The organism is Streptococcus cristatus AS 1.3089, from assembly GCF_000385925.1.
Lineage (GTDB): Bacteria > Bacillota > Bacilli > Lactobacillales > Streptococcaceae > Streptococcus > Streptococcus cristatus_B.
The window spans coordinates 901,932-926,645 of the sequence record NC_021175.1 but is presented as its reverse complement, the minus strand read 5'-3'; the positions used below and the strand labels follow the sequence as shown (position 1 = coordinate 926,645).

Sequence of the window (24,714 nt, the reverse complement as noted above, 5' to 3'; positions counted from 1 at the left end):
GAAGCAAAAAGGAGAAAAGAAATGCATGTAGAATTTTTAAGTCATTGGAGCGGTCACTTGAACCGTGAAATGTATGTCAATCGTTACGGTCATGCTGGAATTCCAGTGGTAGTCTTTGCTTCGTCAGGTGGTTCTCACAACGAATATGCTGACTTCGGCATGATTGAAGCCTGCTCTTGGTTCATTGAGACAGGGAAGGTGCAATTTTTCACCTTGAGCAGCGTAGATAGCGAAAGCTGGCTGGCGGACTGGAAACATCCCCATGACCGTGCTGAGATGCACCGTGCTTATGAGCGTTATGTTATTGAAGAAGCGATTCCCTTTATCAAACACAAGACAGGCTGGTTTAACCCAATGATGACGACAGGCTGCTCTATGGGGGGTTATCATGCTGTCAATTTCTTCCTCCAGCATCCAGATGTTTTCAATAAAGTGATTGCCCTCAGTGGTGTCTATGACGCACGCTTCTTTGTTGGTGACAATTTGAACGACGAAGCCATTTATCAAAACTCACCTGCTGACTATATCTGGAACCAAAATGATGGCTGGTTTATTGACCGCTATCGACAGGCTGATATTATTGTTTGTACCGGTTTGGGCGACTGGGAGCAGGATGGTCTTCCTTCATTCTATACACTGAAAGAAGCCTGCGAACACAAAAATATTCCAGCCTGGTTTGCTGAATGGGGCCATGATGTGTCCCATGATTGGATTTGGTGGCGCAAGCAGATGCCTTATTTCTTGAGCCAGTTAAATCTCTAAAATGTTAAGTAGAAAGGAAGTCTTACTATGAATTATATTGTTATTTCACCTTATTATCCGGAAAATTTCCAGCAGTTTACGATTGAGCTGGCTAACAAGGGCGTTAGAGTGCTTGGTATCGGACAGGAGCCCTATGAGCAGTTAGGTCCAGGCCTCCAGAACGCATTGACCGAGTATTTCCGTGTTGACAATTTGGAAAATCTGGACGAAGTGAAACGTGCGGTAGCCTTCCTTTTCTACAAACATGGACCGATTGACCGCATTGAATCCCACAATGAATACTGGCTGGAGCAAGATGCCCAATTGCGGGAACAATTCAACGTTTTTGGAGCCAAACCGAATGATCTGAAAAAGACCAAGTTTAAATCAGAGATGAAGAAACTCTTTAAAAAAGCTGGTGTGCCAGTCGTTCCAGGCCAGGTTGTTAAAAAACTATCGGATGTGGATCAGGCTGTCAAAAAAATCGGTCTGCCTCTGATTGCCAAGCCAGATAATGGAGTAGGAGCTGCAGCCACGTTTAAGATTGAAACAGCTGCAGATGTCGAGCATTTCAAGGCTGAGTGGGATCAGGAAACCGTCTATTTCTTTGAAAAATTTGTGACTTCTAGTGAGATTTGTACGTTTGATGGGCTGATTGATTCTGAGGGAAATATAGTCTTTTCAACGACTTTTGACTACGCCTATACCCCGCTAGACCTCATGCTTTATAAAATGGATAATTCTTACTATATCCTCAAGGAGATGGATCCAAAACTTCGTGCTTATGGCGAGGCCATCGTCCAAGCATTTGGCATGAAAGAGCGCTTTTTCCATATCGAGTTTTTCCGTCAAGACGGTGATTACATAGCTATCGAATACAATAATCGTCCAGCAGGTGGCTTTACCATCGATGTTTATAACTATGCTCATTCGATTGATCTCTATCGTGGATACGCGAATATTGTGGTGGGTGAGCCTTTCCCTGAGTCAGACGTAGAGCCATTATTCTGCTTGGCAACGTCTCGTCGCGCAAGCTCTCATTATGCTTATTCAGAGGCGGATTTGCTAGAGAAATATCGGGATAATTTTAAAGTCAAAAAAGACATGCCAGCGGCCTTTGCAGAGTTGCAAGGAGACTATCTCTACATGCTGACCACTCCAAGTCGGGAGCAGATGGAAGAAATGATTGCTGACTTTGGAAAGAAAGCAGAATAGAAGCATTCAAAAAATCTAGGAATAATAGTTTGTGAAATTGTTATTTTTGTTTCATCAATCAGCGTATCCATGCGATATGCTGATTTTTCTTTGTGAAAAAATTTGAGCAAAAACTTTGACAGTGCTTTCAATATTCGCTAGAATAGAATAGAAATAAATAATGCTTATACCCTGTATCATTCGGAATTATAGGACAATTCGAGCGCGTGTGATATTCATGAAAGCTCAGTACGACTTGGTCAGCTACCAACGATTGTCTTAGTTCACGATTGAACAGCGTTTTAGAAAGGCAAAGAAATGTCAACTTTAGATAAATCTCTCTTATTAGAGATGTTCCGTAAGATGGAAGAGATCCGTCGCATGGACTTGAAAATTGCGCAACTTGTAAAAAAAGGAAAAGTTCCAGGCATGACTCACTTTTCAGTTGGTGAGGAAGCAGCAAACGTTGGTGCAATGTTAGCTTTGAACCCGGATGATTTAATCACTTCTAATCACCGTGGACACGGTCAAGCCATTGCTAAAGGCATTGACCTGAATGGTATGATGGCTGAAATCCTTGGTAAGTATAATGGTACTTGTAAAGGAAAAGGCGGCTCTATGCATATTGCCGATCTGGATGCTGGAAACCTTGGTGCCAATGGTATTGTAGGTGGCGGTATGGGAATCGCTGTCGGAGCAGCTCTGACCCAGCAAATGAAAAAGACAGGCAAGATTGTTGTCTGCTTCTTTGGTGACGGTGCGACCAACGAAGGTGTTTTCCACGAAGCTGTTAACATGGCTTCCATCTGGAATCTGCCAGTTATTTTCTACTGTATCAATAACGGCTATGGTATTTCTGCTGATATTAAGAAAATGACTAATGTTGACCATATTCACCAACGTAGTGCAGCCTATGGCATTCCAGGTATGTTCATCGAAGATGGCAATAATGTTCTGGATGTTTATGAAGGCTTCCAAAAGGCTGTCGAGCATGTTCGCAGTGGTAAAGGACCTGTCTTAATCGAGAGTGTGACCTATCGCTGGTTGGGACATTCATCTTCTGACCCAGGTAAATACCGTACTCGTGAAGAAGTAGACGAATGGAAGAAGAAAGATCCAATCGAAAATCTTCGTAAATACCTGCTGGAAAACAAGATTGCAAGCGAGGAAGAGCTAGAAGCTATCCAAGCTGGAGTCAAAGAAGCAGTAGAAGCATCTGTCAAGTTTGCAGAAGAAAGCCCATTCCCGCCGCTTGAATCTGCCTTTGAAGATATTTACGCAGACTAAAGAGAGGAGGAAAAGAAAATGGAAACTAAAACTATGTCTTTTCGTGACACCATTATCCTCGCTATGTCTGAGGAAATGCGTCGCGATGAAAATGTACTCTTGATGGGAGAGGATGTCGGGGTCTTTGGTGGAGATTTCGGAACATCCGTTGGTATGCTGGAAGAGTTTGGACCTGAGCGTGTACGTGACTGTCCGATTTCAGAAGCAGCTATTTCTGGAGCAGCAGCAGGAGCAGCCATGACTGGCCTTCGTCCAATCGTCGATATGACCTTCATGGACTTCGCTGTGATTGCCATGGATAATATCGTCAACCAAGCGGCTAAAACTCGCTACATGTTTGGCGGTAAAGGGCAAGTTCCAATGACCATTCGCTGCGCAGCTGGTAATGGAGTTGGCTCTGCTGCCCAGCACTCTCAGTCTTTGGAATCTTGGTTTACCCACATTCCAGGATTGAAGGTAGTAGCACCAGGTACTCCGGCTGATATGAAAGGCCTCCTCAAAGCTTCTATCCGAGACAATAACCCAGTCATTATCTTGGAATACAAGTCTGAATTTAACCAAAAAGGGGAAGTGCCAGTCGATCCTGAGTATATTATTCCGCTTGGCGTTGGCGAAATCAAAAAAGAAGGTACTGATGTAACAGTTGTTACCTACGGAAAAATGCTGCGTCGTGTCATGCAGGCAGCTGAAGAATTGGCAGAAGAAGGTATCTCTGTAGAAGTCGTTGACCCACGTACATTGGTGCCGCTTGATAAGGACATTATCATTAACTCTGTTAAAAAGACTGGTAAGGTCGTTCTGGTCAATGATGCTCACAAAACCAGCGGTTTTATTGGTGAAATTTCAGCGATTATTGCCGAGTCTGAAGCATTTGACTATCTAGATGCACCAATCCGCCGTTGTGCTGGTGAAGATGTGCCAATGCCTTATGCACAAAACTTGGAAAACGCGATGATTCCGACTGTTGAAAGCATCAAAGACGCTATTCGGAAGACATATCATAAAGAATAAGGTATAATAAAGAAAAGGCTTTCTCGTGGATTAGATTACATAGAATTATTTATGTAATCTAATCTTGTGTAGAGGGTCAAAGAAGTTAAAACTTTTGTGATGGCTGCTAGTCGTTACAAATAGCATTAAAATAACTTGTAGGGTTACGACTGGAAGGAATTGAAACTATTTTTCTTTGCAGTCAGTGCCCTTAGTATCATAATTAGAATTGGAGAGGTCATGGCTGATGATAAGCTAAGAGCGACTCCTGCTGCCAGAAAGTTAGCGGATGATTTGGGAATCAACCTCTATGATGTTTCTGGCTCAGGCGCAAACGGTCGTGTCCACAAAGAAGACGTGGAAACTTTTAAAGATACAAACGTGGTGCGGATTTCACCACTGGCAAAACGAATTGCCCAAGAACATAATATCGCTTGGCAAGAAATTCAAGGAACTGGCCATCGTGGCAAGATTATGAAAAAAGATGTCCTTGCCTTTCTGCCTGAAAATATTGAGTCGGATACGATTAAGTCTCCTGCTCAAATCGAGAAAGTGGAAGAAGTTCCAGACAACATCACTCCTTACGGTGAAATTGAGCGGATTCCAATGACGCCAATGCGGAAGGTTATCGCACAACGGATGGTTGAATCTTACCTAACTGCGCCAACCTTTACCCTCAACTATGATGTTGACATGACAGAGATGTTGGCTCTGCGTAAAAAAGTTCTAGAGCCAATCCTAGAAGCAACTGGCAAGAAAGTCACGGTGACAGACCTGCTTTCGCTTGCTGTTGTCAAGACATTGATGAAGCACCCTTATCTCAACGCTTCATTGACGGACGAAGGTAAGACGATCATCACTCACAATTATGTGAATTTGGCTATGGCGGTCGGTATGGACAATGGTCTGATGACGCCAGTCGTCTACAACGCAGAAAAAATGAGCTTGTCAGAGTTAGTTGTGGCCTTTAAAGACGTTATCGGACGTACTTTGGATGGCAAATTGGCACCGAGCGAGCTACAAAACTCAACCTTCACGATTAGTAACTTGGGAATGTTTGGTGTACAGTCTTTTGGACCAATCATCAACCAACCAAACTCTGCTATCTTGGGTGTCAGCTCAACGGTTGAAAAACCAGTCGTTGTGAATGGAGAAATCGTTATCCGTCCAATTATGAGCTTGGGCTTGACCATTGACCACCGTGTAGTTGATGGAATGGCAGGAGCTAAGTTCATGAAGGACTTGAAGGCTCTGATTGAAGACCCAATTTCAATGTTGGTATAAGATTTTCTTTGCTAGTCTGAAAAGCAAAGAATCGCTCAGCAAATGAAGAACTAATTAGAAAAGGAAAGAAAAATGGCTTTAGAAGTAATTATGCCAAAAGCCGGCGTGGATATGACCGAAGGACAAATTGTCCAATGGAATAAAAAAGTCGGCGAATTTGTCAAAGAAGGGGAAATCCTTTTGGAAATCATGACTGACAAGGTCAGCATGGAATTGGAAGCAGAAGAAGATGGCTACCTGATTGCCATTCTCAAGGGTGATGGCGAAACTGTCCCTGTAACGGAAGTTATCGGTTACCTTGGTGAAGAAGGCGAAAATATCCCAACGGCAGGAGCAGCAGCGCCAGCAGCTAGCCCTGCACCTTCAGCTAGTGCCTCAAACGACGATGGTAAGAGCGATGATGCTTACGATATCGTTGTTATCGGTGGTGGTCCTGCTGGATACGTAGCTGCCATCAAAGCGGCTCAACTTGGTGGCAAGGTTGCCCTTGTTGAGAAATCTGAACTCGGTGGAACGTGCTTGAACCGTGGCTGTATCCCAACCAAGACTTACCTTCACAATGCTGAAATCATCGAAAACATCGGTCATGCAGCAAACCGTGGTATTGTCATCGAAAATCCAAACTTCACAGTCGATATGGACAAACTCCTAGCAACCAAGTCTAAAGTTGTCAATACTTTGGTAGGTGGAGTTGCCGGTCTTCTCCGCAGCTATGGCGTAGATGTTCATAAGGGTGTCGGTACCATTACTAAAGACAAGAATGTTTTGGTAAATGGTTCAGAATTGCTTGAAACTAAGAAGATCATCCTTGCTGGTGGTTCAAAAGTCAGCAAGATTAACGTTCCTGGTATGGAATCATCTCTTGTGATGACCAGTGATGACATTCTTGAAATGAACGAAGTGCCAGAAAGCCTCGTGATCATCGGTGGTGGGGTTGTTGGTATTGAGCTTGGCCAAGCCTTCATGACCTTTGGTTCAAAAGTTACGGTTGTTGAAATGATGGATCGTATCGTTCCAGCCATGGATGCGGAAGTTTCTAAGAACCTTCGTCTCATCTTGGAGCGCAAGGGTATGACAATTCTGACTGAAACTAAGTTGGAAGAAATCATCGAAGAAAACGGCAAACTTCGTATCAAGGTTGAAGGAAAAGATGATATCATCGCAAGCAAAGCCCTTCTTTCAATTGGTCGTGTGCCAGATCTAGAAGGTATTGGCGATGTCGAGTTCGAATTGGATCGTGGCCGTATCAAAGTCAACGAGTACATGGAAACATCTGTTCCAGGTATTTACGCACCGGGCGATATCAACGGTACCAAGATGTTGGCCCACGCAGCCTTCCGTATGGGTGAAGTAGCAGCTGAAAATGCGCTTAAAGGAAACCACGTCGTAGCGAAACTCAACTTGACTCCAGCCGCTATCTACACGCTTCCTGAAGTTGCTGCAGTTGGTTTGACTGAAGAACAAGCTCGTGAGAAATACGATGTTGCCATCGGTAAATTCAACTTCGCGGCTAACGGTCGTGCGATTGCTTCTGACGCGGCTCAAGGTTTTGTGAAAGTTATCGCTGATAAGAAGTACGGAGAAATCCTTGGTGTTCACATCATTGGTCCTGCAGCTGCAGAATTGATCAACGAAGCATCAAGCATCATCGAAATGGAAATCACTGTTGAAGAAATGCTCAAGACCATCCACGGACACCCTACATATTCTGAAGTGATGTACGAAGCGTTTGCGGATGTTTTGGGAATGGCTATCCACTCACCTAAGAAAAAATAAAGGATGTCTCGTCAATGAAATATATCATTAACAATAGCAATGATACTGCCTTTAATATCGCTCTCGAGGAGTATGCTTTTAAGCATCTCCTTGATGAGGATCAAATTTTCCTGCTCTGGATCAATAAGCCATCAATTATTGTCGGGCGCCATCAAAACACCATCCAAGAAATCAACCGCGACTATGTACGGGAACATGGTATCGAAGTTGTGCGCCGCATTAGCGGTGGTGGAGCTGTCTACCACGATCTTAACAACCTCAACTACACGATTATTTCCAAAGAAGATGAGAATAAAGCCTTTGATTTTAAATCTTTCTCAACGCCAGTAATCAATACCTTGGCTCAACTTGGTGTAAAGGCTGAATTCACTGGCCGGAATGACTTAGAAATTGATGGCAAGAAATTCTGTGGCAATGCCCAAGCCTATATCAATGGCCGTATCATGCACCATGGCTGTCTGCTCTTTGATGTGGATTTGTCAGTCTTGGCCAATGCCCTTAAGGTTTCTAAGGATAAGTTTGAATCCAAGGGAGTTCAATCTGTCCGTGCTCGTGTGACCAATATTGTGGACGAGCTACCAGAGAAAATCACTGTTGAAGAGTTTAAAGATCTTCTCCTGGCTTATATGAAAAAAGAATACCCTGAGATGACAGAATACGTCTTCTCAGAAGAAGAATTGGCGGAAATCAATCGTATCAAGGATACTAAATTTAGTACTTGGGACTGGAATTACGGTAAATCACCTGAGTTTAACGTCCGTCGTGGAACAAAATTCCCTAGTGGTAAGGTCGAAGTTTTTGCCAATGTTATCGAGTCTAAAATCCAAGACATCAAGATTTATGGTGACTTCTTTGGTATCGAAGACGTCGCAGCAGTAGAAGATGTCCTTCGCGGTGTTCGATATGAACGTGAGGATGTCCTCAAAGCACTGGAAACAATAGATATTACCCGCTACTTTGCCGGTATCAGTCGTGAAGAAATCGCTGAAGCAGTAGTAGGATAAAATCATAAGAGAGTGGGACAGAAATCGGTAATTCGTTAGAATTCGATTTCGTCGTCCCACCTCCGCACAGTTGAGTAGGGCTGTAAAAGCTGATGAAATTGGCGTAGTAGAGCCCACTCAGCCACTGCGTCTTGCTCGACAATCCAAAGACAATTGAGAGGCTAGGACTTCTGTCCTAGCCTCTTTTTTGAACTCATTTTTACCTATAAATAATTTCTAATATGTTGCTTTTATGATATACTATAGATGGATAAAGTCATTTGAAAAGTTTGAAGTATCTTTCTTCAATCTCTCTTTAGAAAGTGTGATCTTATGAAACGAGTCTTTATTATCTTTTCTAATCTTTTTGTCACCAGCTTTCTTCTTTGGATTGCCTTTATTTCGCCAAATACGCTTATCCACCGAAGTCTCCCTGTGGTAGGAGTTCTTAAACAAGAAAGAAATATCACCAATGAGGAGCTTTCGGCCAACTTAGATCAGTTAGCAAGGGAAAGCAATAGTGTAATCGCTCGCCAGATTCAACAAACAGATTCGCAAGGTCAGATCAAGTTCTCCTATGATATCTACGGAGAGGGAGAGCTTCCAAAGGGCATCAAAAAAGCAGATAAAGAAGTCGCTTCTAAGAAAAGCTTACTTACCAATTACTATATACTCTCAGGGAAGTTACCACTCGAAAAGTTGGATCAAAAACTACACGAACTTGCTTTCTCAAAGACTTTCATGAATAAGCCTAATCTCTTGCAGAATTTTATGGCATTTTTTGGTTCCGGTTCCCAATCCTTAGCCTTGGTTATTTTTATTCTTAGCTTTAGTGCATTGGCCATTATTCAAAAAACACTTGAATTGAGGAGTGCAGGGATTCGTTACATTGCAGGGATGAGACGTTACCAACTCTTTGGACGTTCTCTCATGGAAGACAGCAGAGAGCTGCTTTTAGGATGTATTGGAGCCAGTGCCTTAGGATCCATTTTGATTTATTGTTTACAATTAACCCCCTTTGCCTATTCCTTCATCATTTCGAGTAGTATCATTTACAATATGCTCTTACTCATCGTATCAGCTCTCCTGTCCTTTATCTTTGCTTTCAGCATCCAGACGGTGCACTTGGTTAGCCTTTTAAAAGGGAAAATTCCAGTAAAAAGGATTTTAGTTTTTCTCTTTACCTGTCAATTTCTCGCTGTTGCTCTCATTGGCCTTGCTATCCATCGAGTCAGTATCTATGGTTCTGTCTGGCAGACTTATCAAGAGGGAAGTTTGGCTTGGTCTAAAGAGACGAATTGGGTTCAAATTGGTGTAAATCGGGAGGATTTTTCACAGGGTACAAACAAAGAGACGCAAATTGAGAACAGAGCCAAATGGTCTAAGCTCATCGAGTCTGGCATCGAAAAAGGTGGTCTCTTGGTCCATCATCAGCTCGCATCTTTTGATTCAAAAGGCTTCATGAATAATCCTAGAACAGGGAGAGATCTTTCGATCACAGATTACGATCCTCTTGCCAATACCCTGTATGTCACTCCAAATTATCTTGATATCCAAAGGATCTCAGTTTCTCCTGAGGAAAAAAAGCGCTTGAATCACTTGCAAGCTGGAGAATTTGGACTCTTGCTCCCTGAAAAGTTAAAGGGTCAAGAAGAGGAGTTGAAAAAACGCTATGAAGATTATCTGACTCTTAGAGATGATCAAGGAAAGAGCCAGTTACCCATGAAAGCACGGGTGACCTATCTTCCTAACAACCAAAAACGGTTTATTTATAATAATACACCGATGAACTATCAGCAATTTCTGACAGACCCGATTTTAGTTGTTGTTCGACCTAAAAGTTTTGGTGGCTACGACAATCCTTATTTCTCTCATCTGAATCCTTATCTGTATTTTGATGGACTTGAAAAAAGCAAGAAGCTAGTAGCTGAGAATGGGCTTGAAAAAAACGTAAGTCAATACGACTATGCAGCAGCTGTCTATCAGCAGATGATGCAATCCATTCAATTAGAGAACCTCATGGCCATTGCTGGCGGTATCTTCGGAATGGCGACCTCCATTCTACTCTTTAACACCATGAATTTCCTCTATTTTGAAGAGTTTAGAAGACCGATATTCCTGAAGAAGATTGCGGGTATGGACTTTTTGAAAATTCACCAAAGCATGCTCATATCAGAGATTGTCATGCTGCTATTAGGTAGTGTCCTGATTTTCTTTCTCACACAGGAATGGTGGATTGCTCTCGTCACGCTCTTATTGTTTGCGGCCAATGCATGGCTGATTCTCCTTTACCGCTCGCATAAAGAGGAGCATTTCTTGCCCATTATTCTGAAAGGAGCCTAATATGATAAAAATAGAACACATGGCAAAATCATTTGGAGAACGGACTGTCTTTCAGGATATCAATCTGCAATTTACAGCAGGAAAAGTCTATGCGCTAATCGGAAATAGCGGTTGTGGCAAAACAACCCTGCTCAATATCCTGGCTAAGCTAGAACCTTATGATAAGGGAAGCATCAGCTACCGAGGGCAAGAGCTTAAGCAAATCAAATCTCATCACTTTTTCAAAAATGAATTGGGCTATCTCTTTCAAAATTTTGGTCTTCTTGAAAACGAGACCGTAGCGGCCAATTTAGAACTTGGATTGATTGGTCAAAAATGGACTAAACAAGAGAAGAAGCAGCGAGAAGAAGAAGTCTTAGAAAAGGTGGGATTGAATTATCTCACACTCGATCGAAAAATCTATGAATTATCAGGTGGAGAAGCGCAACGTGTCGCCTTGGCCAAAGTCATCCTCAAGGATCCTCCTTTGATTTTGGCAGATGAACTGACTGCAGCACTTGATCCAGAAACTTCACAAGAAATTATGAACTTGCTTTTATCATTGAAAAAGCCAGACCGCTTGATGATTCTTGCAACGCATAATCCAGCGATTTGGGAAAAAGCTGATGAAGTTATTCGGTTAAATACTATTTAAGTTAGGTAAAAATGCTCTATGATTTTTTGTTCATAGAGCATTTACTGTTATATGTGTCATAATTTTAGTTCTGTAAACTAGAGCTTATCCAGAGCATTCTTTTGCTCATCATTGACGATATGGGTATAGAGGTCAGTGACTTGTGTGCTGGCGTGACCTAGCTGGTGACTGACGAGAACTTGAGATTTTGTTGCGTCATACAAACGTGTAGCAAGTGTATGGCGGAGTTTGTGAGGTGTCACCCGCACCTTGAAGTCCTCAGAATATTTGGCCACCATTTTTTCGACACTGGAAGCATCGATTCGGTTAGGAGTGCCACGGTATTCAGTCAAAAAGAAGGCTGTATCCGTCTTTTCGGCCTTGTATCGTTTGCTCCGAATGCTCAAATATTCCTCTAAATAGGGTTTGGCAAAAGCAGCAACATTGACTGAGTCACGTTTGCCACCTTTCCTTGTCACCTCAATAACCATCATCTTGAGATTGATATCTTTTAGGTCCAGATTAACAGCTTCAGACAGACGAACACCAGAGGCTAGCAGCAAGGCAATGATGGCTAAATCTCGTTCCTTGTTTTTGTTGAAAGAGGACAGGGCCCGATTAGAGAGCTTCTTAGGGTACTCCGTATCGATATACTGGAGAAATTTCTCGGTTTCATCCCCTAAAAAGAGCTTCTGCTTAATATTCTCTGCACGAGCAGCCAGAGTTTCTTTTTTCTTCTTAGTAGCAACTTTTTTCATTACATTTCGATAGAAGTAGGGCTCACCCTGCTCGTTTTCCACTTCCTCAGTCAAATATTTGTAGAGGCTGGACAAAGCTGACAGAGTCCGATTGATGGTTGTCTGGGAAACACCGTTTTGTGTCGTGTTGGCATTGAGGAGCGGCCTCTCTCGCAGATACAGAATGAAGGCCTCCATGTCTTTCTTGCTCATATTTTCCAAGACAGAAAGAGGGATCTCAGCAATCTCTGAAGCGTCAGAAATATCGGAGTCTAAAACCCAGCGAAAAAATCGATCGTATTCCTTGAGGTATTCATATAAGGTTGTAAAACTATAAGGCACTGCCAGCTTGGATTGGTAGTATTCTAGAACGTACCAGGGCATAATCTGCTTCAGTTTATCAATTCGTTCCAATAAAATCTCGCGTTCCATTCCATCTTCCTCATGATTTTTCTATAAAAGAAGTATAGCATAACTAGCTATATTTATCAAGAAAATTATAGTTTTTCGGAAAGATGTTGGAGGGGAGGTATATGACCTAACTTCACTACAAAACAGATAATAAAAACAAGACAGAATTGAGAAACTAAACTCTGTCTTGTTTCACTAAAACTTATTCTTCTAACTGGATTGTTCGAAAATAATCCAGTTGCCATTTTTGTGTTGTCTGAGCTGTTTTATTTAAATGTGTGCACCAGGACGGATAAAACCGCATAGCCATCTTTCCTTTACAATCCTTTGTAGAAAGAATCTTTTTACTGATAGCCACCTCTTTGGGAATAATAAATAAACCGCAATGACAGTCGTCGATGACGACAATAACCAGTTCATCACCCAAGTCTCTATCAGTATAAGGAATATTCTTGTTGTCTTGGTCTTTTTTCCAAAAGACTGTAAAGTATCCTTCTTTTTTGGGTGTTTTCTTTGCCAAACGGCATCTTTTATATTCGTGATCAACCTTTGGCTTAATTAAAATACTTTCATAGTCTTCGTTCCATTTTTCATTTATCAGATCAAAATCACCATAATACCTATGAAGAATCTCTGCCATTTTCATTGTTTTATTGTCTTTCTGATTTTTACTGAATTTAAATTATGTAAAATAATTATTGAAATAAAAACCCTTTAATCAAATCAACTACCTGTTCATTTTGTGGTAGAGATGAATGATGAGCAGCCTTGCCTGTGATGACGACTTCTCTATACGAAGCAATCTTTCCTTTGTAAATCAAGCTCCCAGCCTCTACACTGCTTCTATGGACAATGCCATCTCCATCTCGGAAAAAGATTCCCAAAATCGACAAATGCTGCAGCTTCTTAGGCAGTTTTTCCCGATTGGCTACAAAGTCATCTAGCATTGGGACTCGATGATTGAGATTCTTCTTGTTTAGATTATAAGGACTGCCAATAGTCAGGAGCTTTTCCATCTCTAACCCAGAATGGTTTGCTAGGTATTGCTGCAGGAATACTGTATAAACCAGTCCGCCATTAGAATGCCCCAAGCCTTTAAAGCTGGTAAAAGGGTACTTCTCTCGCAAAATAGTTATGGCAGCGTTAAACATAGCAGCCTGCTTCTTGATATTTTTATAACCATCGCGATTATTTTGAAAACCAATCACAAAAATGGGGGTTCTGTCCTTTCGCTTCAAATGCCCACGATAAGTCATTCGACCGTCATTCCAGACTTTGATGCGAATAAGACTATGGTGCGGATGTTGGCCATGATTGAGCTTTTGGACCATTTTGTTAAAACGATTCTCTGTTGCTGAACTGCCCGGAATCATAATAATTGGTTGTATGTCAACTTTGCTCAAGGGCAGATGACTGATGGGATAGGAAGTGAGTTTCGCTTGTATGTCGTTATAAAATCGAATTAGATACTTAATCAACTTTTCCATTTCTTTTTCCTAAATGTACAAAATAAGTTACATAAACTAAATTATGTAACTTATTTACGATTACTTCCGTTTTTTCTTGTTTTTCTTCATTTGCTTGGCCATTTTATTCATGCTGCGGCGCATGAGAAATTCTCCCGCTTTCCCTTTGAGGCCACCGCCAAAAAGTTGACTCATATCTGGCATTCCTGCTCCGCCTAGGGCAGATAAATCCGGCATACCTCCTTGCCCCATCATGCCTTCTAAAGCTGACATATCCGGCATGCCGCCCGGCATATTTTTAGGAAGATTGTTAGGGTTGAGCCCCATCTGTTTCATCATTTTGTTCATATCTCCAGATAGGACGCCCTGCATCATCTGTTTGGCTTGGTTAAAGTCCTTGATAAACTTATTGACTTCGACAAAGCTATTACCAGAACCAGCTGCAATCCGACGACGACGACTTGGGTTAAGCAGGTCTGGATTTTCCCGCTCGGCTGGTGTCATAGAGGATACGATGGCACGTTTACGGGCAATTTCTTTTTCATCTACTTTGATGTTTTTAAGAGCAGGGTTATTGGCCATACCTGGCAACATCTTGAGCAGGTCTTCCATAGGTCCCATGTTCTGAACTTGATCCAGCTGGTCGATGAAATCGTTGAAATCAAAGGTATTTTCCCGCATTTTTTCAGCCATTTCAAGCGATTTTTTCTCATCGTACTCTTGAGCGGCCTTTTCAATCAGGGTTAGCATATCCCCCATGCCGAGGATACGGCCAGACATACGGTCTGGGTGGAAGGTTTCGATATCGGTAATCTTTTCACCGGTACCAGTAAACTTGATTGGTTTGCCAGTGATCTGACGGACTGACAGAGCTGCACCACCACGGGTATCCCCATCAATCTTGGTCAGGATAACCCCGGTTACTTCGAGTTGATTGTTAAATTCACGGGCTACGTTTGCTGCTTCCTGACCGATCATGGCATCGACCACCAGCAGAATTTCATTTGGCTGTGCTAATGCCTTGACATCAGCTAGCTCCTGCATGAGCTTTTCATCAATTTGTAGGCGACCAGCCGTATCAATCAAGACATAGTCGTTGTGATTAGCCTTGGCTTGCTCCAAACCTTGACGGACAATCTCTACTGCTGGAAACTCGGTACCCAAGGCAAAGACTGGCACATCAATCTGTTGCCCCAGTGTTTTCAGCTGATCAATAGCCGCTGGACGGTAGATATCCGCCGCAATCATCAGAGGACGAGCATTTTCTTCTTTCTTGAGTTTATTGGCTAATTTACCCGCAAAGGTCGTTTTACCAGCCCCCTGCAAACCGACCATCATGATAACAGTCGGAATCTTTGGTGACTTGATAATCTCGGCAGTATCAGAACCCAGAATGGCTGTTAGCTCTTCGTCTACGATTTTGATGATCTGTTGAGCTGGATTGAGCGTGTCAATAACTTCGTGTCCGATAGCTCGCTCACGAATCTTTTTAATAAAGTCTTTGACAACAGGCAGGGCAACGTCAGCCTCCAAAAGAGCAAGGCGGATCTCCTTGGTCGCTTCCTGGATATCACTCTCAGAAATTTTTCCCTTTCTGCGTAAGTTTTTAAAGACGTTCTGTAAACGTTCAGTTAAATTTTCAAAAGCCATAAATGTTTCTCCTCTTAATTATCAAATGATGGAAATGGACAGATTTCTATCCGTCCTATTCTCGATTATCAATACTGGACAAAACCGCAAGCTGCTCCTGCAGATAGGGATCATCAGGGTATTTCTCCATAATCTGATCGAAAATCTGACTTCGGACGATATAGTCAGAGTACATATGCAGTTTCATTTCGTAGTCTTCCAGAATTTTCTCTGTCCGCTTGATATTGTCATAGACAGCTTGGCGGCTCACATTAAACTCCTCGGCAATCTCAGCAAGGCTGTAGTCATCAGCATAGTAGAGTTCGATATAGTTCATTTGCTTGTCGGTCAGCAAAGCCGCATAAAACTCAAACAGAGCGTTCATTCGATTTGTTTTTTCAATTTCCATAAAGAATATTATACCAAATAATCCCTTTAAACTCCACTCTTTCGGTATATTTGAAAATAGAGGATTATAAAAAACTGTCGATCGACAGTTTTATTACGTAATTTAAATTATGTAATCATTTGTTTTCTAAATAAAATTCAAAGCGTTCGCCAACATACTGGCTTTTTACATACTCAAAGGCCGTTCCATCATCAAAATAAGAAACTTGTGTCAAGCCTAAAATAGCATGACCACGGGGAATTCCCAAGTATTTAGCGATTTTTTCCTTGGCCAAACGAGCGTAAATGGTCTGTTGGGACTTGCCAATTTTATAGCCGTGCTCTTGCAGGGTTTGAAAGAAATGGCTGGTCACTTCTTCTTTTTTGAAATTCTTTATAAATTTCTCTGGAATCGAGGCAACTTCATAGACTACAGGGATATCGTCAGCGTAGCGAACCCGTTCCATGCGGATGATGTTCTCTGTCTTATGGATGCCCAACTTCTCGACCTCTCGCTCGCTAGGCAGCGTCCGACGGTAGGAAATCAGCTGGCTGGACGGTATTTTTCCTTGAGACTTCATAATTTCTGTAAAACTAGTTGTTCCACGCATTTTTTCCTGAACGCGTGTACTTGCGACATAAGTCCCGCTGCCGACTCGTCGCTCAAGAACCCCCTCTTCGACCAAGAGAGTGATCGCTTGGCGCAGGGTCATTCTGCTAACCTCGAAAGTTTCAGCAAGATCACGTTCACTTGGTAAACGCTCGCCAATATCCCAAACCCCTTCGTCAATATCTTTTTTTATTTGATCATGTATTTTCACATAAGCAGGTAACATCAATAGCCCTCTTTTCTGATTTTAAGCAGCTTTTTATACATTTATTGTATTATCAATTAGTTTAAAAGTCAAACTAAATATCAATCATTGTAGGGAAATCCTATTTGATTATCATTCTTTAGAACAAATATCTTAGCTTTTCAGTTATTTTACTTGCAGCTAGCCCTATTACCTTGGAAAAATTTGATTTTTGTGATAGAATGAGGGGAAAAGATTACTTCTTTTAAGAAAGGGAAAAGATGACAACTACAACTGAATTGCAAGATGTTGAAAAAATCATCGTGCTTGATTACGGCAGCCAGTACAACCAGCTGATTTCACGCCGTATCCGTGAAATTGGTGTATTTTCTGAACTCAAGAGCCACAAGATCACAGCGGATGAAGTTCGTGCTATCCGTCCTGTCGGGATTATCCTTTCAGGTGGACCTAACTCAGTTTATGAAGAAGATTCATTTGATATTGACCCAGAGATTTTTGAGTTGGGGATCCCAATTTTGGGGATTTGCTATGGTATGCAGCTTTTGACTCATAAATTGGGCGGGAAGGTGGTGCCAGCAGGTGACGCAGGTAATCGTGAATATGGACAATCAAAACTAACACGTACTACTTCCCCTCTCTTTGAAAGCACACCAGAAGAGCAGCTTGTCCTGATGAGCCACGGTGATGCGGTGACAGAGATTCCTGCAGACTTTGTACGCACTGGTACATCTGCAGACTGTCCATTTGCATCTATTGAAAATCCTGACAAGAAAATCTACGGAATTCAATTCCACCCTGAGGTTCGTCATTCTGAGTACGGTTATGATATTCTGCGCAATTTTGCTCTCAATATCTGTGGCGCTAAGGGCGACTGGTCTATGGATAACTTCATCGATATGCAGATTCAAAAAATCCGTGAAACAGTCGGTGACAAGCGTGTCCTGCTCGGTCTATCAGGTGGTGTTGACTCTTCTGTCGTAGGTGTCCTCTTGCAGAAAGCTATCGGCGATCAATTGATCTGTATCTTTGTAGATCACGGTCTTTTGCGTAAAGGCGAAGCTGATCAAGTTATGGAGATGCTGGGCGGCAAGTTTGGCCTTAATATCGTTAAAGCGGACGCAGCGAAGCGTTTCCTTGACAAACTTGCTGGCGTTTCAGATCCAGAGCAAAAACGTAAAATCATCGGAAACGAGTTTGTCTATGTCTTTGACGATGAAGCCAGCAAACTGAAAGATGTGAAATTCTTGGCTCAAGGTACACTTTATACTGACGTTATCGAATCTGGGACTGACACTGCTCAAACTATCAAGTCTCACCACAATGTTGGTGGTCTGCCAGAAGATATGCAGTTTGAGTTGATTGAACCTCTAAATACACTTTACAAGGATGAAGTGCGCGCTTTGGGTACAGAGCTTGGTATGCCTGATGAAATTGTCTGGCGCCAGCCATTCCCAGGTCCTGGGCTTGCTATCCGTGTCATGGGTGAAATCACTGAGGAAAAATTAGAAACTGTCCGCGAATCGGACGCTATCCTCCGCGAAGAAATCGCCAAGGCTGGTCTTGACCGAGACATCTGGCAATACTTCACTGTCAACACAGGCGTTCGTTCAGTAGGTGTTATGGGCGACGGTCGGACTTATGACTACACGATTGCCATTCGCGCTATTACTTCTATCGATGGTATGACAGCTGACTTTGCCAAGATCCCTTGGGAAGTTCTGCAAAAGATCTCTGTCCGTATCGTCAACGAAGTAGATCACGTCAACCGTATCGTCTACGATATTACAAGTAAACCACCTGCAACTGTGGAGTGGGAATGATTTATAAATATGATTTGAAGTGAAATGGTTGATTTAACAGCATTTTCAGTTGTTATAAAAGGTTAAAAATAAATCAAAATTGATTGGTTCCCCACCAAAAATCCCACCAGAAATATTCTGATGGGATTTTTTTATATTAAATTTTATTTTTCTATTATTTGATGCTTTATAAGCTTTCTTAAGACCTGGTTTGACACAGTTGGATTTCAGGTACTTTCAGTTTAGCTTTATATCAACCATCATCAAAATCCAACTATTTTCTTATTTTAAAAAATATGAATAAGTTTGATTGAATGAGGGAATTTCTTTAAATTTTTTCTTAGCACCTATAAGTTAATAATACTATTCTTTAAATTATAGTTTATAATTATCTGATGTTTCAATGACCACAAAACAAAGTACAGCGAATCACTTCCTTTAGTCAAACATATAACTGAACAACATTGTTTATCTTCCTGCACTTTCATATTTTTTCAATCCTTTTCTAAAAATTGTACGACTGATAATAATCAAAAAAACTGTAAAAACTATTTGATAGAAAAATAGGTTCAATGTATCTTTCCCTAAAAATATTAATACTGCAGGATTGGCAATTAATAAATTGGGAACAAATAACATAGTGATCAATCTGTTAATACCTGTAAAAATATTATATGGATACTTAGAAATTCCAATATAATTCAAAAATACATCTACTTTTGAAAATTTAGTTGGGAACCAAAATGAACTAATCGTTATTAGAAACCAAATTGAATAATATATAATACAACCACACATTAAAGAAAGGATATAAAATAATATTTTAATGAATTTAAATGTACATTTAAATTTCCATAACTTATAAAAATGATCGCAAGACCAAAAAAAAGTATTCACGAATTGAACTAAATTAAATGATCTAAAAATATAGAACAACTGAGTATCAAACGGCCTCAATAAAATTTGATCCAAGTTACCACTCAAAATATCTGATTCTAAAATTCCCATACTTCTAATTAACAATCCCATCATAACTCCATCTACAATAGTGTAGGAACCTACCAAAAATAAAATTTGATAATAGTCCCAACCATTAAAAGAGTCTATGTTTAAGAAAATCAATCTAAAAAATACAATAGGTAAACCAATCCACAGTATCGACGAAAATAGACCACAAAAGAAGTCAAAATGAAAATTCATATCAGATTTAAAACCAAAATGAAGTAGCCTAAAAATTACTTTTATTCTAAACATTTTATCCTCCCACATTTGAGAAGTGCTCCACTCCTTTTCTCAATATGAATCTTGATATAATATAAAAATGATGCACCAAATCAATTGAATACAAATAATTCTCAAATAGTCTATTAATTTATATGTATCATTACTAAACATCTGAAGCGGTTCATATACTAAGTATTTAAAAGGTAATACATCTAAAAACAGACGAAAATTATTTGAAAAAAAACTTAAAGGCAATAATATTCCTGATAAAAACTGAATTACTATTTCTTTAACAGTAAGGACAAAAAATATATTTTCTAACCAAAAAGAAAGCATACCTACACAACATGATATTAAAAACCATAGAACCATAGATAGAATAATTGCAATACTTCCTAAAATAAGAATTTCAATGGTTAATAACTCATTCTTGTAATAAACACTGGAGAATAAAATGACAGGAATGATGATAAATAATAAATGAGCAAGCCTATCTCCAAGCATTTTACAAAAATAATACTTATAAAAAGTAACAGGTTTTATTAATATGCTAAAAAAATTTCCTGAATGAACATCGTCATTGATTTCCCAATCAACTGGATAAAAAACAAAATATGAAAAAATTATAGTCCCCAAATAGTATTGAACCATTGAGGTAAAATCATATCCTGCTATATTTATCTGGTTACTCTGATATATATACGTCCATAAAAATACTGATATCATAATTTGTATACTTGCCTGTAACATTAACAATAGTACACTTGATTTATAGTTCAAAATAGATCGAAATGATATCAGAATAATAGACATTTCTTTTTTCAATTGTGCTCCTTTTTTGTAAAATAGTTTTGTAAAATAATTTCTTCTAAAGAAAGATTTGATATTTCAAAATCTTCTATATCTACAAGCTTATTGATTGATTCTAATGTCTCAAAGACAAAATCTCTAGGTATTTTTAGTATACATTCCGATTTTGTTTGAGAAATGACTACTACTCCTTTAACATAGCATAACTCTGGTACCAAATCTAATGTCATTTTTATCTTTAAATATTTAAAATCAGAAAATTTAGATAAAATAACATCCATTGACTCCTGCAAAATAATTTTTCCTTTGTCAATGACGATTAATTCGTCACAAACAGACGAAATATCATCCATATCATGACTCGTTAAAATAATAGTAGTATGACATTCTTCATTCATTTTCTTTAAAAATGTTCTGATATCTTTTTTAGACTGTATATCTAACCCTATAGTAGGCTCGTCTAAAAATAATATTTCCGGACTTGTTAAAGATGCCGCGATAAACTCCATTTTCATTTTTTGTCCAAGAGAGAGGGTCCGGACCTGCTGGTAAAGCTGATCTTTTACATTCAACAAATTGCTTAATTCCTGAATTCGTTCTTGTAAAATCGCCGGTTCTACCTCATATAAAGTACCAATCAATTGAAAATAATCCATAGCCGAAACATCTTGAAATAACTGTAATTTATTTCCTACTACTATTGAAATTTTTTTTCTAAAATTTATACTTCTTTTAAATGGAATTTCTCCATTCACTTCTAATTTTCCGGAACTAGGATAAAGAGTCCCAGTCAACATTTTAATCGTTGTGGATTTACCAGCTCCATTACTCCCAATAAAGCCAACTATACTCCCTCTCTTAATCGTAAAACTAATATCTTGAACAGCTCGAATCGTTATTTGATTACGTTTCAAAAATCTCTTGATAAATGGGAGTCTTGAATCAAAATTATAAAAATTTTTAGATAAATTCTGAGCATTAATAACTATTTCACTCATATATCTCTCCTTTCGATAAAATATATTTACTTGTACTTTTTCCATACTTTACCAAAATGCTAAAGATTGAGCTAAAATCTTCGGGATGGGTAAAATAATATTTGTCTTTAAAAAGTTTCTCAAAACCTTCAAGGCGATTATTGAAATCATTAAATTTTGTATTGTCTAGCTGGTTGAATGTCTCTTTAATATCCATAAACTTTCTCCGTGATTCTTTATTTCACTTTATAAATAGAAGAGTGTCTATATATTTATAGATCCTCAAGAACTTGCATTTTATCAAGTATAAGTAGAATAGTATGTAAGGGTTTACATATTCATATTATATGATTATTTAAGGAATCCGTCAATTTTCCACATTATTATATGACAAAATGTATTTTTTAAAAATGCAAAAATCTATGAGCAAGATGTTTGACTTCCTTTTTTAAAGTATATATACTTATATTAACCTTAGAAAAGAAAAAATGTTTGAACAGATATTCAATAATAATTACTTTTTTTAAAATTAAAATTCGAACTTTAAATTTTTATCTTTTTATATTATTGAGTAACCTAAATTGCCCAATTTGTAAAATTTAGCTAGACAAAAAAAGACATCCAAGAGAAATTTCTTAAATGTCTGTAAACGTTGATATAAGCGTGTTGATTAACGTTTTGATAATTGTGATGCTTTACGAGCTTTCTTAAGACCTGGTTGGATACATTTATATTTGAATAAGTTTCAAAATCCCCTTTAAATCAGCGTTTCCCCGCTTTTTTTAGAAAACCAATTTCATCTAATTTGAATAAGTTTCAATTAAATGGTGTGAATTTTACCCTAAAAATACACGAATTGAGCTAGAATTTACTAAAAAGTTCACACCATTTAAATTGTTAATATTCTCCTATATTGTTTATAGGAATGGAAACTTTTATTATATTTTACTTGCTTACTGAACACATCAATTTAATTAACCTTTTAGTTACCCTTTGTGTTTTCTCTACTTTTTTATAAAATGAACTTTGGTAGAAAACAGGGCAAAAAACAGAGCAGGCTTAGGCCTGTTTTTATATACCTTAACTCGACAATACTATTAAATGAATGATTAAAAATTGTAGACATTAATCCCTCCTACTCTAAAATGACATCGGTGTCATAAGTTGCATTCTACTACTATTTTAATATTTTATCAAATAAAAAATCGGTATTTTTTACCGATTAAAAGCTTTGTCTTCTAATAATTTTTGAAGATATTTCAACGGATTCTATATTTTTATCGTTAATGATTGCTAAAACACCTTCTATCATTTTTTGAGCTAACATAGCATAATTAGGAGAAATAGTAGACAGAGCTGGAGTATAATATTGCGAAATAGGAATATTATCGAATCCAATTATTGAAATATCATCAGGAATGGTAATCCCCTTCTCATAGCACGCACGAATCAGCCCTTGAACCTTCTCATCCCCAGAAACAAATATCATATCCGGATGATTTTGATTAGATAAATTATTTATTGCATATGAATAAACTGAATCAATTGTAGTTAAGCCATAAATAACTTGCAAATCCATTAAATAATTTTTATCAGTCAAAAAAGTACGAATACCTTTTTCACGATCCTTATTAACAAGAGATTCCCCCTGCAGGAATAAAATATCAGTCCTAAAGCCTTATTCTAAAGGCTTTTCTATCTTACTTGGTCAATTTTGGTCAAAAATTTCGCTAACTTTTTATCCAACTCACTCCGGCAATTCTACCTTCAAGCTCATATCTGTCGGTTGTAACACTTTCTGAACGGCTGCGAGGAATGATAGACCGTTGTCTGATGGAGAATACTGGAACGTGATATGGATAACTTTTTTGTCAAACTTATCACCATATCGCTCCACATACTGCTTGCTTTCGAGGAAGTGAATATAATTGTTAATTTTTTCCTGCAAAACTTCCAGATGTACTGCTTCTATCTCTTCCTCCCAGCCAACTGGATCCACCAGAAGAAGTTCTAAATGACTATCAACTGTACCAATTGCGTCAAGTTCGCTAGGTTTCAATTTTGAAGCGATGGCTTGGGTGACAATTTGAGTAAACTCTTCAGAAGAAAATATTTTTTGATTATCAGACAAATCATTAAAAATTAGATCAGGATTATTTCGTATAAAAATTTTGTCTGACTCTTCTTGTGTATACTGTTTTTTAGATTTCCAAAAACCATACTGCGCATAATTCATCAACTCTTTGCCAGTATGTTCTCCCGAAATATAGCTATCGGCAGCTTCCTTTGGGATTTCTTGAACCACTTCTGGGCAGGTAATATTAAAAGTTGGATAACGCAAGAAATACTTATCACCATCTTGACAGATTTCCAACATATCTTTTTGACTTACATAAATTGATTCCATTCTTATCTCCTTTGTCTTTTACTAAATGTCTACTGATTATTTCTTCCCTAAAACACATTTATCTTCTCTTTTGTACTAACCAAACTTTAGCTAGTTCTCAATGACCTAGAAAGCTAAACACATCTTTTACAAGGTTCGTATATCCTGTCTCAAATTAAATCATTTTCCTTCCTCGTCCCATAATGGCGAAGGATAGGGGTGTGAAAAGCCAAGTTCATTTGCCAACTGTTCCGCATGAACTGTCTGACTTAGAATCTTAAAGAATTCATCCTTTGCTTCCTTCCTCGTATCAAACTCCCATGTTTTCCCCACAATATATGAGCGTTCATCCCTACTGTTAATTTGAAACTTGTTATCTTTAAAAAACAAATGTGTTGCCCATGGTTGGCTGCTATCTTCATCAAATAAGACATAAGACAAGCTTTCTAGACCTCTTTCTTTAATCTCCTTTTCCACTATATTTTTCAAAGACTCGATATCGATTTCTGGTTTACCCCAAAGTGGGGAAGGATATTGTGGCACCCAGCCATTGGAAATATAGTACTTATTTCTTGAAACAGTATGGTCTAACAACTCTAAAAATTTTTCTTTTGCTTGAGGAAAATCAGGATACTCAAAAACTCTTCCTTTTCCAGCCCTGTCCCTTGTTAGATATACCTCATACTTATGAGTTTGAGGATTGAATTCAATTCTCGTTTCCCACTCCCAGGGATCATGGTTGTTGAAAATAGAAAATCTCAAACTATCATAGCCTAGTTTTTGAATCTCTGATAAAAGCTCCATTCGTTCTTGCTCTCTTTTAAACATAGTTCCTTTTCTCCTCTAAGAGTTTCAGACTAAA

At 39.1% G+C, this 24,714-nt stretch carries 22 protein-coding genes and 1 pseudogene; 10 read left to right on the top strand and 13 right to left on the bottom strand.

Annotated elements, in window-relative coordinates; all coding sequences use genetic code 11:
* Nucleotides 1-21: 21 nt before the first annotated feature.
* From I872_RS04530 to I872_RS04490, 9 genes are all read left to right on the top strand, one after another.
* The gene (locus I872_RS04530; RefSeq protein ID WP_015604965.1) at nucleotides 22-762 is read left to right on the top strand and encodes an esterase family protein; all 741 of its coding nucleotides are present in this window, start codon (nucleotides 22-24) and stop codon (nucleotides 760-762) included.
* Between the two features lie 27 nt (nucleotides 763-789).
* Nucleotides 790-1,956: an ATP-grasp domain-containing protein gene (locus I872_RS04525; RefSeq protein ID WP_015604964.1), complete on the top strand. Its 1,167-nt coding sequence runs from the start codon at nucleotides 790-792 to the stop codon at nucleotides 1,954-1,956.
* 297 nt (nucleotides 1,957-2,253) lie between these two features.
* Complete coding sequence (locus tag I872_RS04520; protein ID WP_015604963.1) at nucleotides 2,254-3,222, top strand: thiamine pyrophosphate-dependent dehydrogenase E1 component subunit alpha; 969 nt, start codon at nucleotides 2,254-2,256, stop codon at nucleotides 3,220-3,222.
* A gap of 18 nt (nucleotides 3,223-3,240) precedes the next feature.
* Complete coding sequence (locus tag I872_RS04515) at nucleotides 3,241-4,233, top strand: alpha-ketoacid dehydrogenase subunit beta (protein WP_015604962.1); 993 nt, start codon at nucleotides 3,241-3,243, stop codon at nucleotides 4,231-4,233.
* A 219-nt stretch (nucleotides 4,234-4,452) separates the two neighbouring features.
* Entirely contained in the window at nucleotides 4,453-5,496 is a 1,044-nt protein-coding gene (locus I872_RS04510; protein WP_015604961.1) for a dihydrolipoamide acetyltransferase, read from the top strand.
* Between the two features lie 72 nt (nucleotides 5,497-5,568).
* Nucleotides 5,569-7,272: a dihydrolipoyl dehydrogenase gene (gene lpdA, locus I872_RS04505; RefSeq protein ID WP_015604960.1), complete on the top strand. Its 1,704-nt coding sequence runs from the start codon at nucleotides 5,569-5,571 to the stop codon at nucleotides 7,270-7,272.
* Between the two features lie 14 nt (nucleotides 7,273-7,286).
* Entirely contained in the window at nucleotides 7,287-8,276 is a 990-nt protein-coding gene (locus I872_RS04500; protein WP_015604959.1) for a lipoate--protein ligase, read from the top strand.
* Nucleotides 8,277-8,588: 312 nt separating this feature from the next.
* On the top strand, nucleotides 8,589-10,598 hold the full coding sequence (locus I872_RS04495; RefSeq protein WP_015604958.1) for a DUF1430 domain-containing protein: 2,010 nt from the start codon (nucleotides 8,589-8,591) through the stop codon (nucleotides 10,596-10,598).
* Nucleotide 10,599: 1 nt separating this feature from the next.
* A complete protein-coding gene (locus I872_RS04490; RefSeq protein ID WP_015604957.1) occupies nucleotides 10,600-11,232 on the top strand; it encodes an ABC transporter ATP-binding protein in 633 nt (210 codons plus the stop codon).
* A gap of 77 nt (nucleotides 11,233-11,309) precedes the next feature.
* Here I872_RS04490 and xerS read toward each other — a convergent pair whose 3' ends face one another.
* The 6 genes from xerS to I872_RS04460 form a co-directional block, all read right to left on the bottom strand.
* Nucleotides 11,310-12,380, bottom strand: coding sequence for a tyrosine recombinase XerS (gene xerS / locus I872_RS04485; RefSeq protein WP_015604956.1), 1,071 nt, complete (start codon nucleotides 12,378-12,380; stop codon nucleotides 11,310-11,312).
* 181 nt (nucleotides 12,381-12,561) lie between these two features.
* Entirely contained in the window at nucleotides 12,562-13,005 is a 444-nt protein-coding gene (locus I872_RS04480) for a MepB family protein (protein WP_015604955.1), read from the bottom strand.
* Nucleotides 13,006-13,054: 49 nt separating this feature from the next.
* The gene (locus tag I872_RS04475; RefSeq protein ID WP_015604954.1) at nucleotides 13,055-13,846 is read right to left on the bottom strand and encodes an alpha/beta hydrolase; all 792 of its coding nucleotides are present in this window, start codon (nucleotides 13,844-13,846) and stop codon (nucleotides 13,055-13,057) included.
* A gap of 60 nt (nucleotides 13,847-13,906) precedes the next feature.
* Entirely contained in the window at nucleotides 13,907-15,475 is a 1,569-nt protein-coding gene (ffh, locus tag I872_RS04470) for a signal recognition particle protein (protein ID WP_015604953.1), read from the bottom strand.
* Between the two features lie 55 nt (nucleotides 15,476-15,530).
* Complete coding sequence (locus tag I872_RS04465) at nucleotides 15,531-15,863, bottom strand: putative DNA-binding protein (RefSeq protein ID WP_005590307.1); 333 nt, start codon at nucleotides 15,861-15,863, stop codon at nucleotides 15,531-15,533.
* 115 nt (nucleotides 15,864-15,978) lie between these two features.
* Complete coding sequence (locus I872_RS04460) at nucleotides 15,979-16,677, bottom strand: GntR family transcriptional regulator (protein WP_015604952.1); 699 nt, start codon at nucleotides 16,675-16,677, stop codon at nucleotides 15,979-15,981.
* 239 nt (nucleotides 16,678-16,916) lie between these two features.
* Between I872_RS04460 and guaA the strand changes: the two genes are divergently transcribed.
* Nucleotides 16,917-18,476: a glutamine-hydrolyzing GMP synthase gene (guaA, locus tag I872_RS04455; RefSeq protein ID WP_015604951.1), complete on the top strand. Its 1,560-nt coding sequence runs from the start codon at nucleotides 16,917-16,919 to the stop codon at nucleotides 18,474-18,476.
* Nucleotides 18,477-18,923: 447 nt separating this feature from the next.
* Here guaA and I872_RS04450 read toward each other — a convergent pair whose 3' ends face one another.
* From I872_RS04450 to I872_RS12425, 7 genes and pseudogenes are all read right to left on the bottom strand, one after another.
* Nucleotides 18,924-19,709: an ABC transporter permease gene (locus I872_RS04450; protein ID WP_041826889.1), complete on the bottom strand. Its 786-nt coding sequence runs from the start codon at nucleotides 19,707-19,709 to the stop codon at nucleotides 18,924-18,926.
* A gap of 39 nt (nucleotides 19,710-19,748) precedes the next feature.
* The gene (locus tag I872_RS04445; RefSeq protein WP_015604949.1) at nucleotides 19,749-20,504 is read right to left on the bottom strand and encodes an ABC transporter permease; all 756 of its coding nucleotides are present in this window, start codon (nucleotides 20,502-20,504) and stop codon (nucleotides 19,749-19,751) included.
* The gene (locus I872_RS04440; RefSeq protein ID WP_015604948.1) at nucleotides 20,501-21,487 is read right to left on the bottom strand and encodes an ABC transporter ATP-binding protein; all 987 of its coding nucleotides are present in this window, start codon (nucleotides 21,485-21,487) and stop codon (nucleotides 20,501-20,503) included. The genes I872_RS04445 and I872_RS04440 overlap by 4 nt, the downstream gene beginning before the upstream one ends.
* Entirely contained in the window at nucleotides 21,480-21,683 is a 204-nt protein-coding gene (locus I872_RS04435; RefSeq protein WP_003010127.1) for a hypothetical protein, read from the bottom strand. Before I872_RS04435 ends, I872_RS04440 begins: the two co-directional genes overlap by 8 nt.
* A gap of 1,005 nt (nucleotides 21,684-22,688) precedes the next feature.
* Nucleotides 22,689-23,120, bottom strand: a pseudogene (locus I872_RS04430) (substrate-binding domain-containing protein); the annotation flags it as partial.
* Nucleotides 23,121-23,213: 93 nt separating this feature from the next.
* Nucleotides 23,214-23,873 (bottom strand): DUF6572 domain-containing protein, encoded by a 660-nt coding sequence (locus I872_RS04425; protein ID WP_015604946.1) that lies wholly within the window; start codon nucleotides 23,871-23,873, stop codon nucleotides 23,214-23,216.
* Between the two features lie 159 nt (nucleotides 23,874-24,032).
* Nucleotides 24,033-24,680, bottom strand: coding sequence for an Imm59 family immunity protein (locus tag I872_RS12425; protein ID WP_015604945.1), 648 nt, complete (start codon nucleotides 24,678-24,680; stop codon nucleotides 24,033-24,035).
* Between the last annotated feature and the right edge of the window lie 34 nt (nucleotides 24,681-24,714).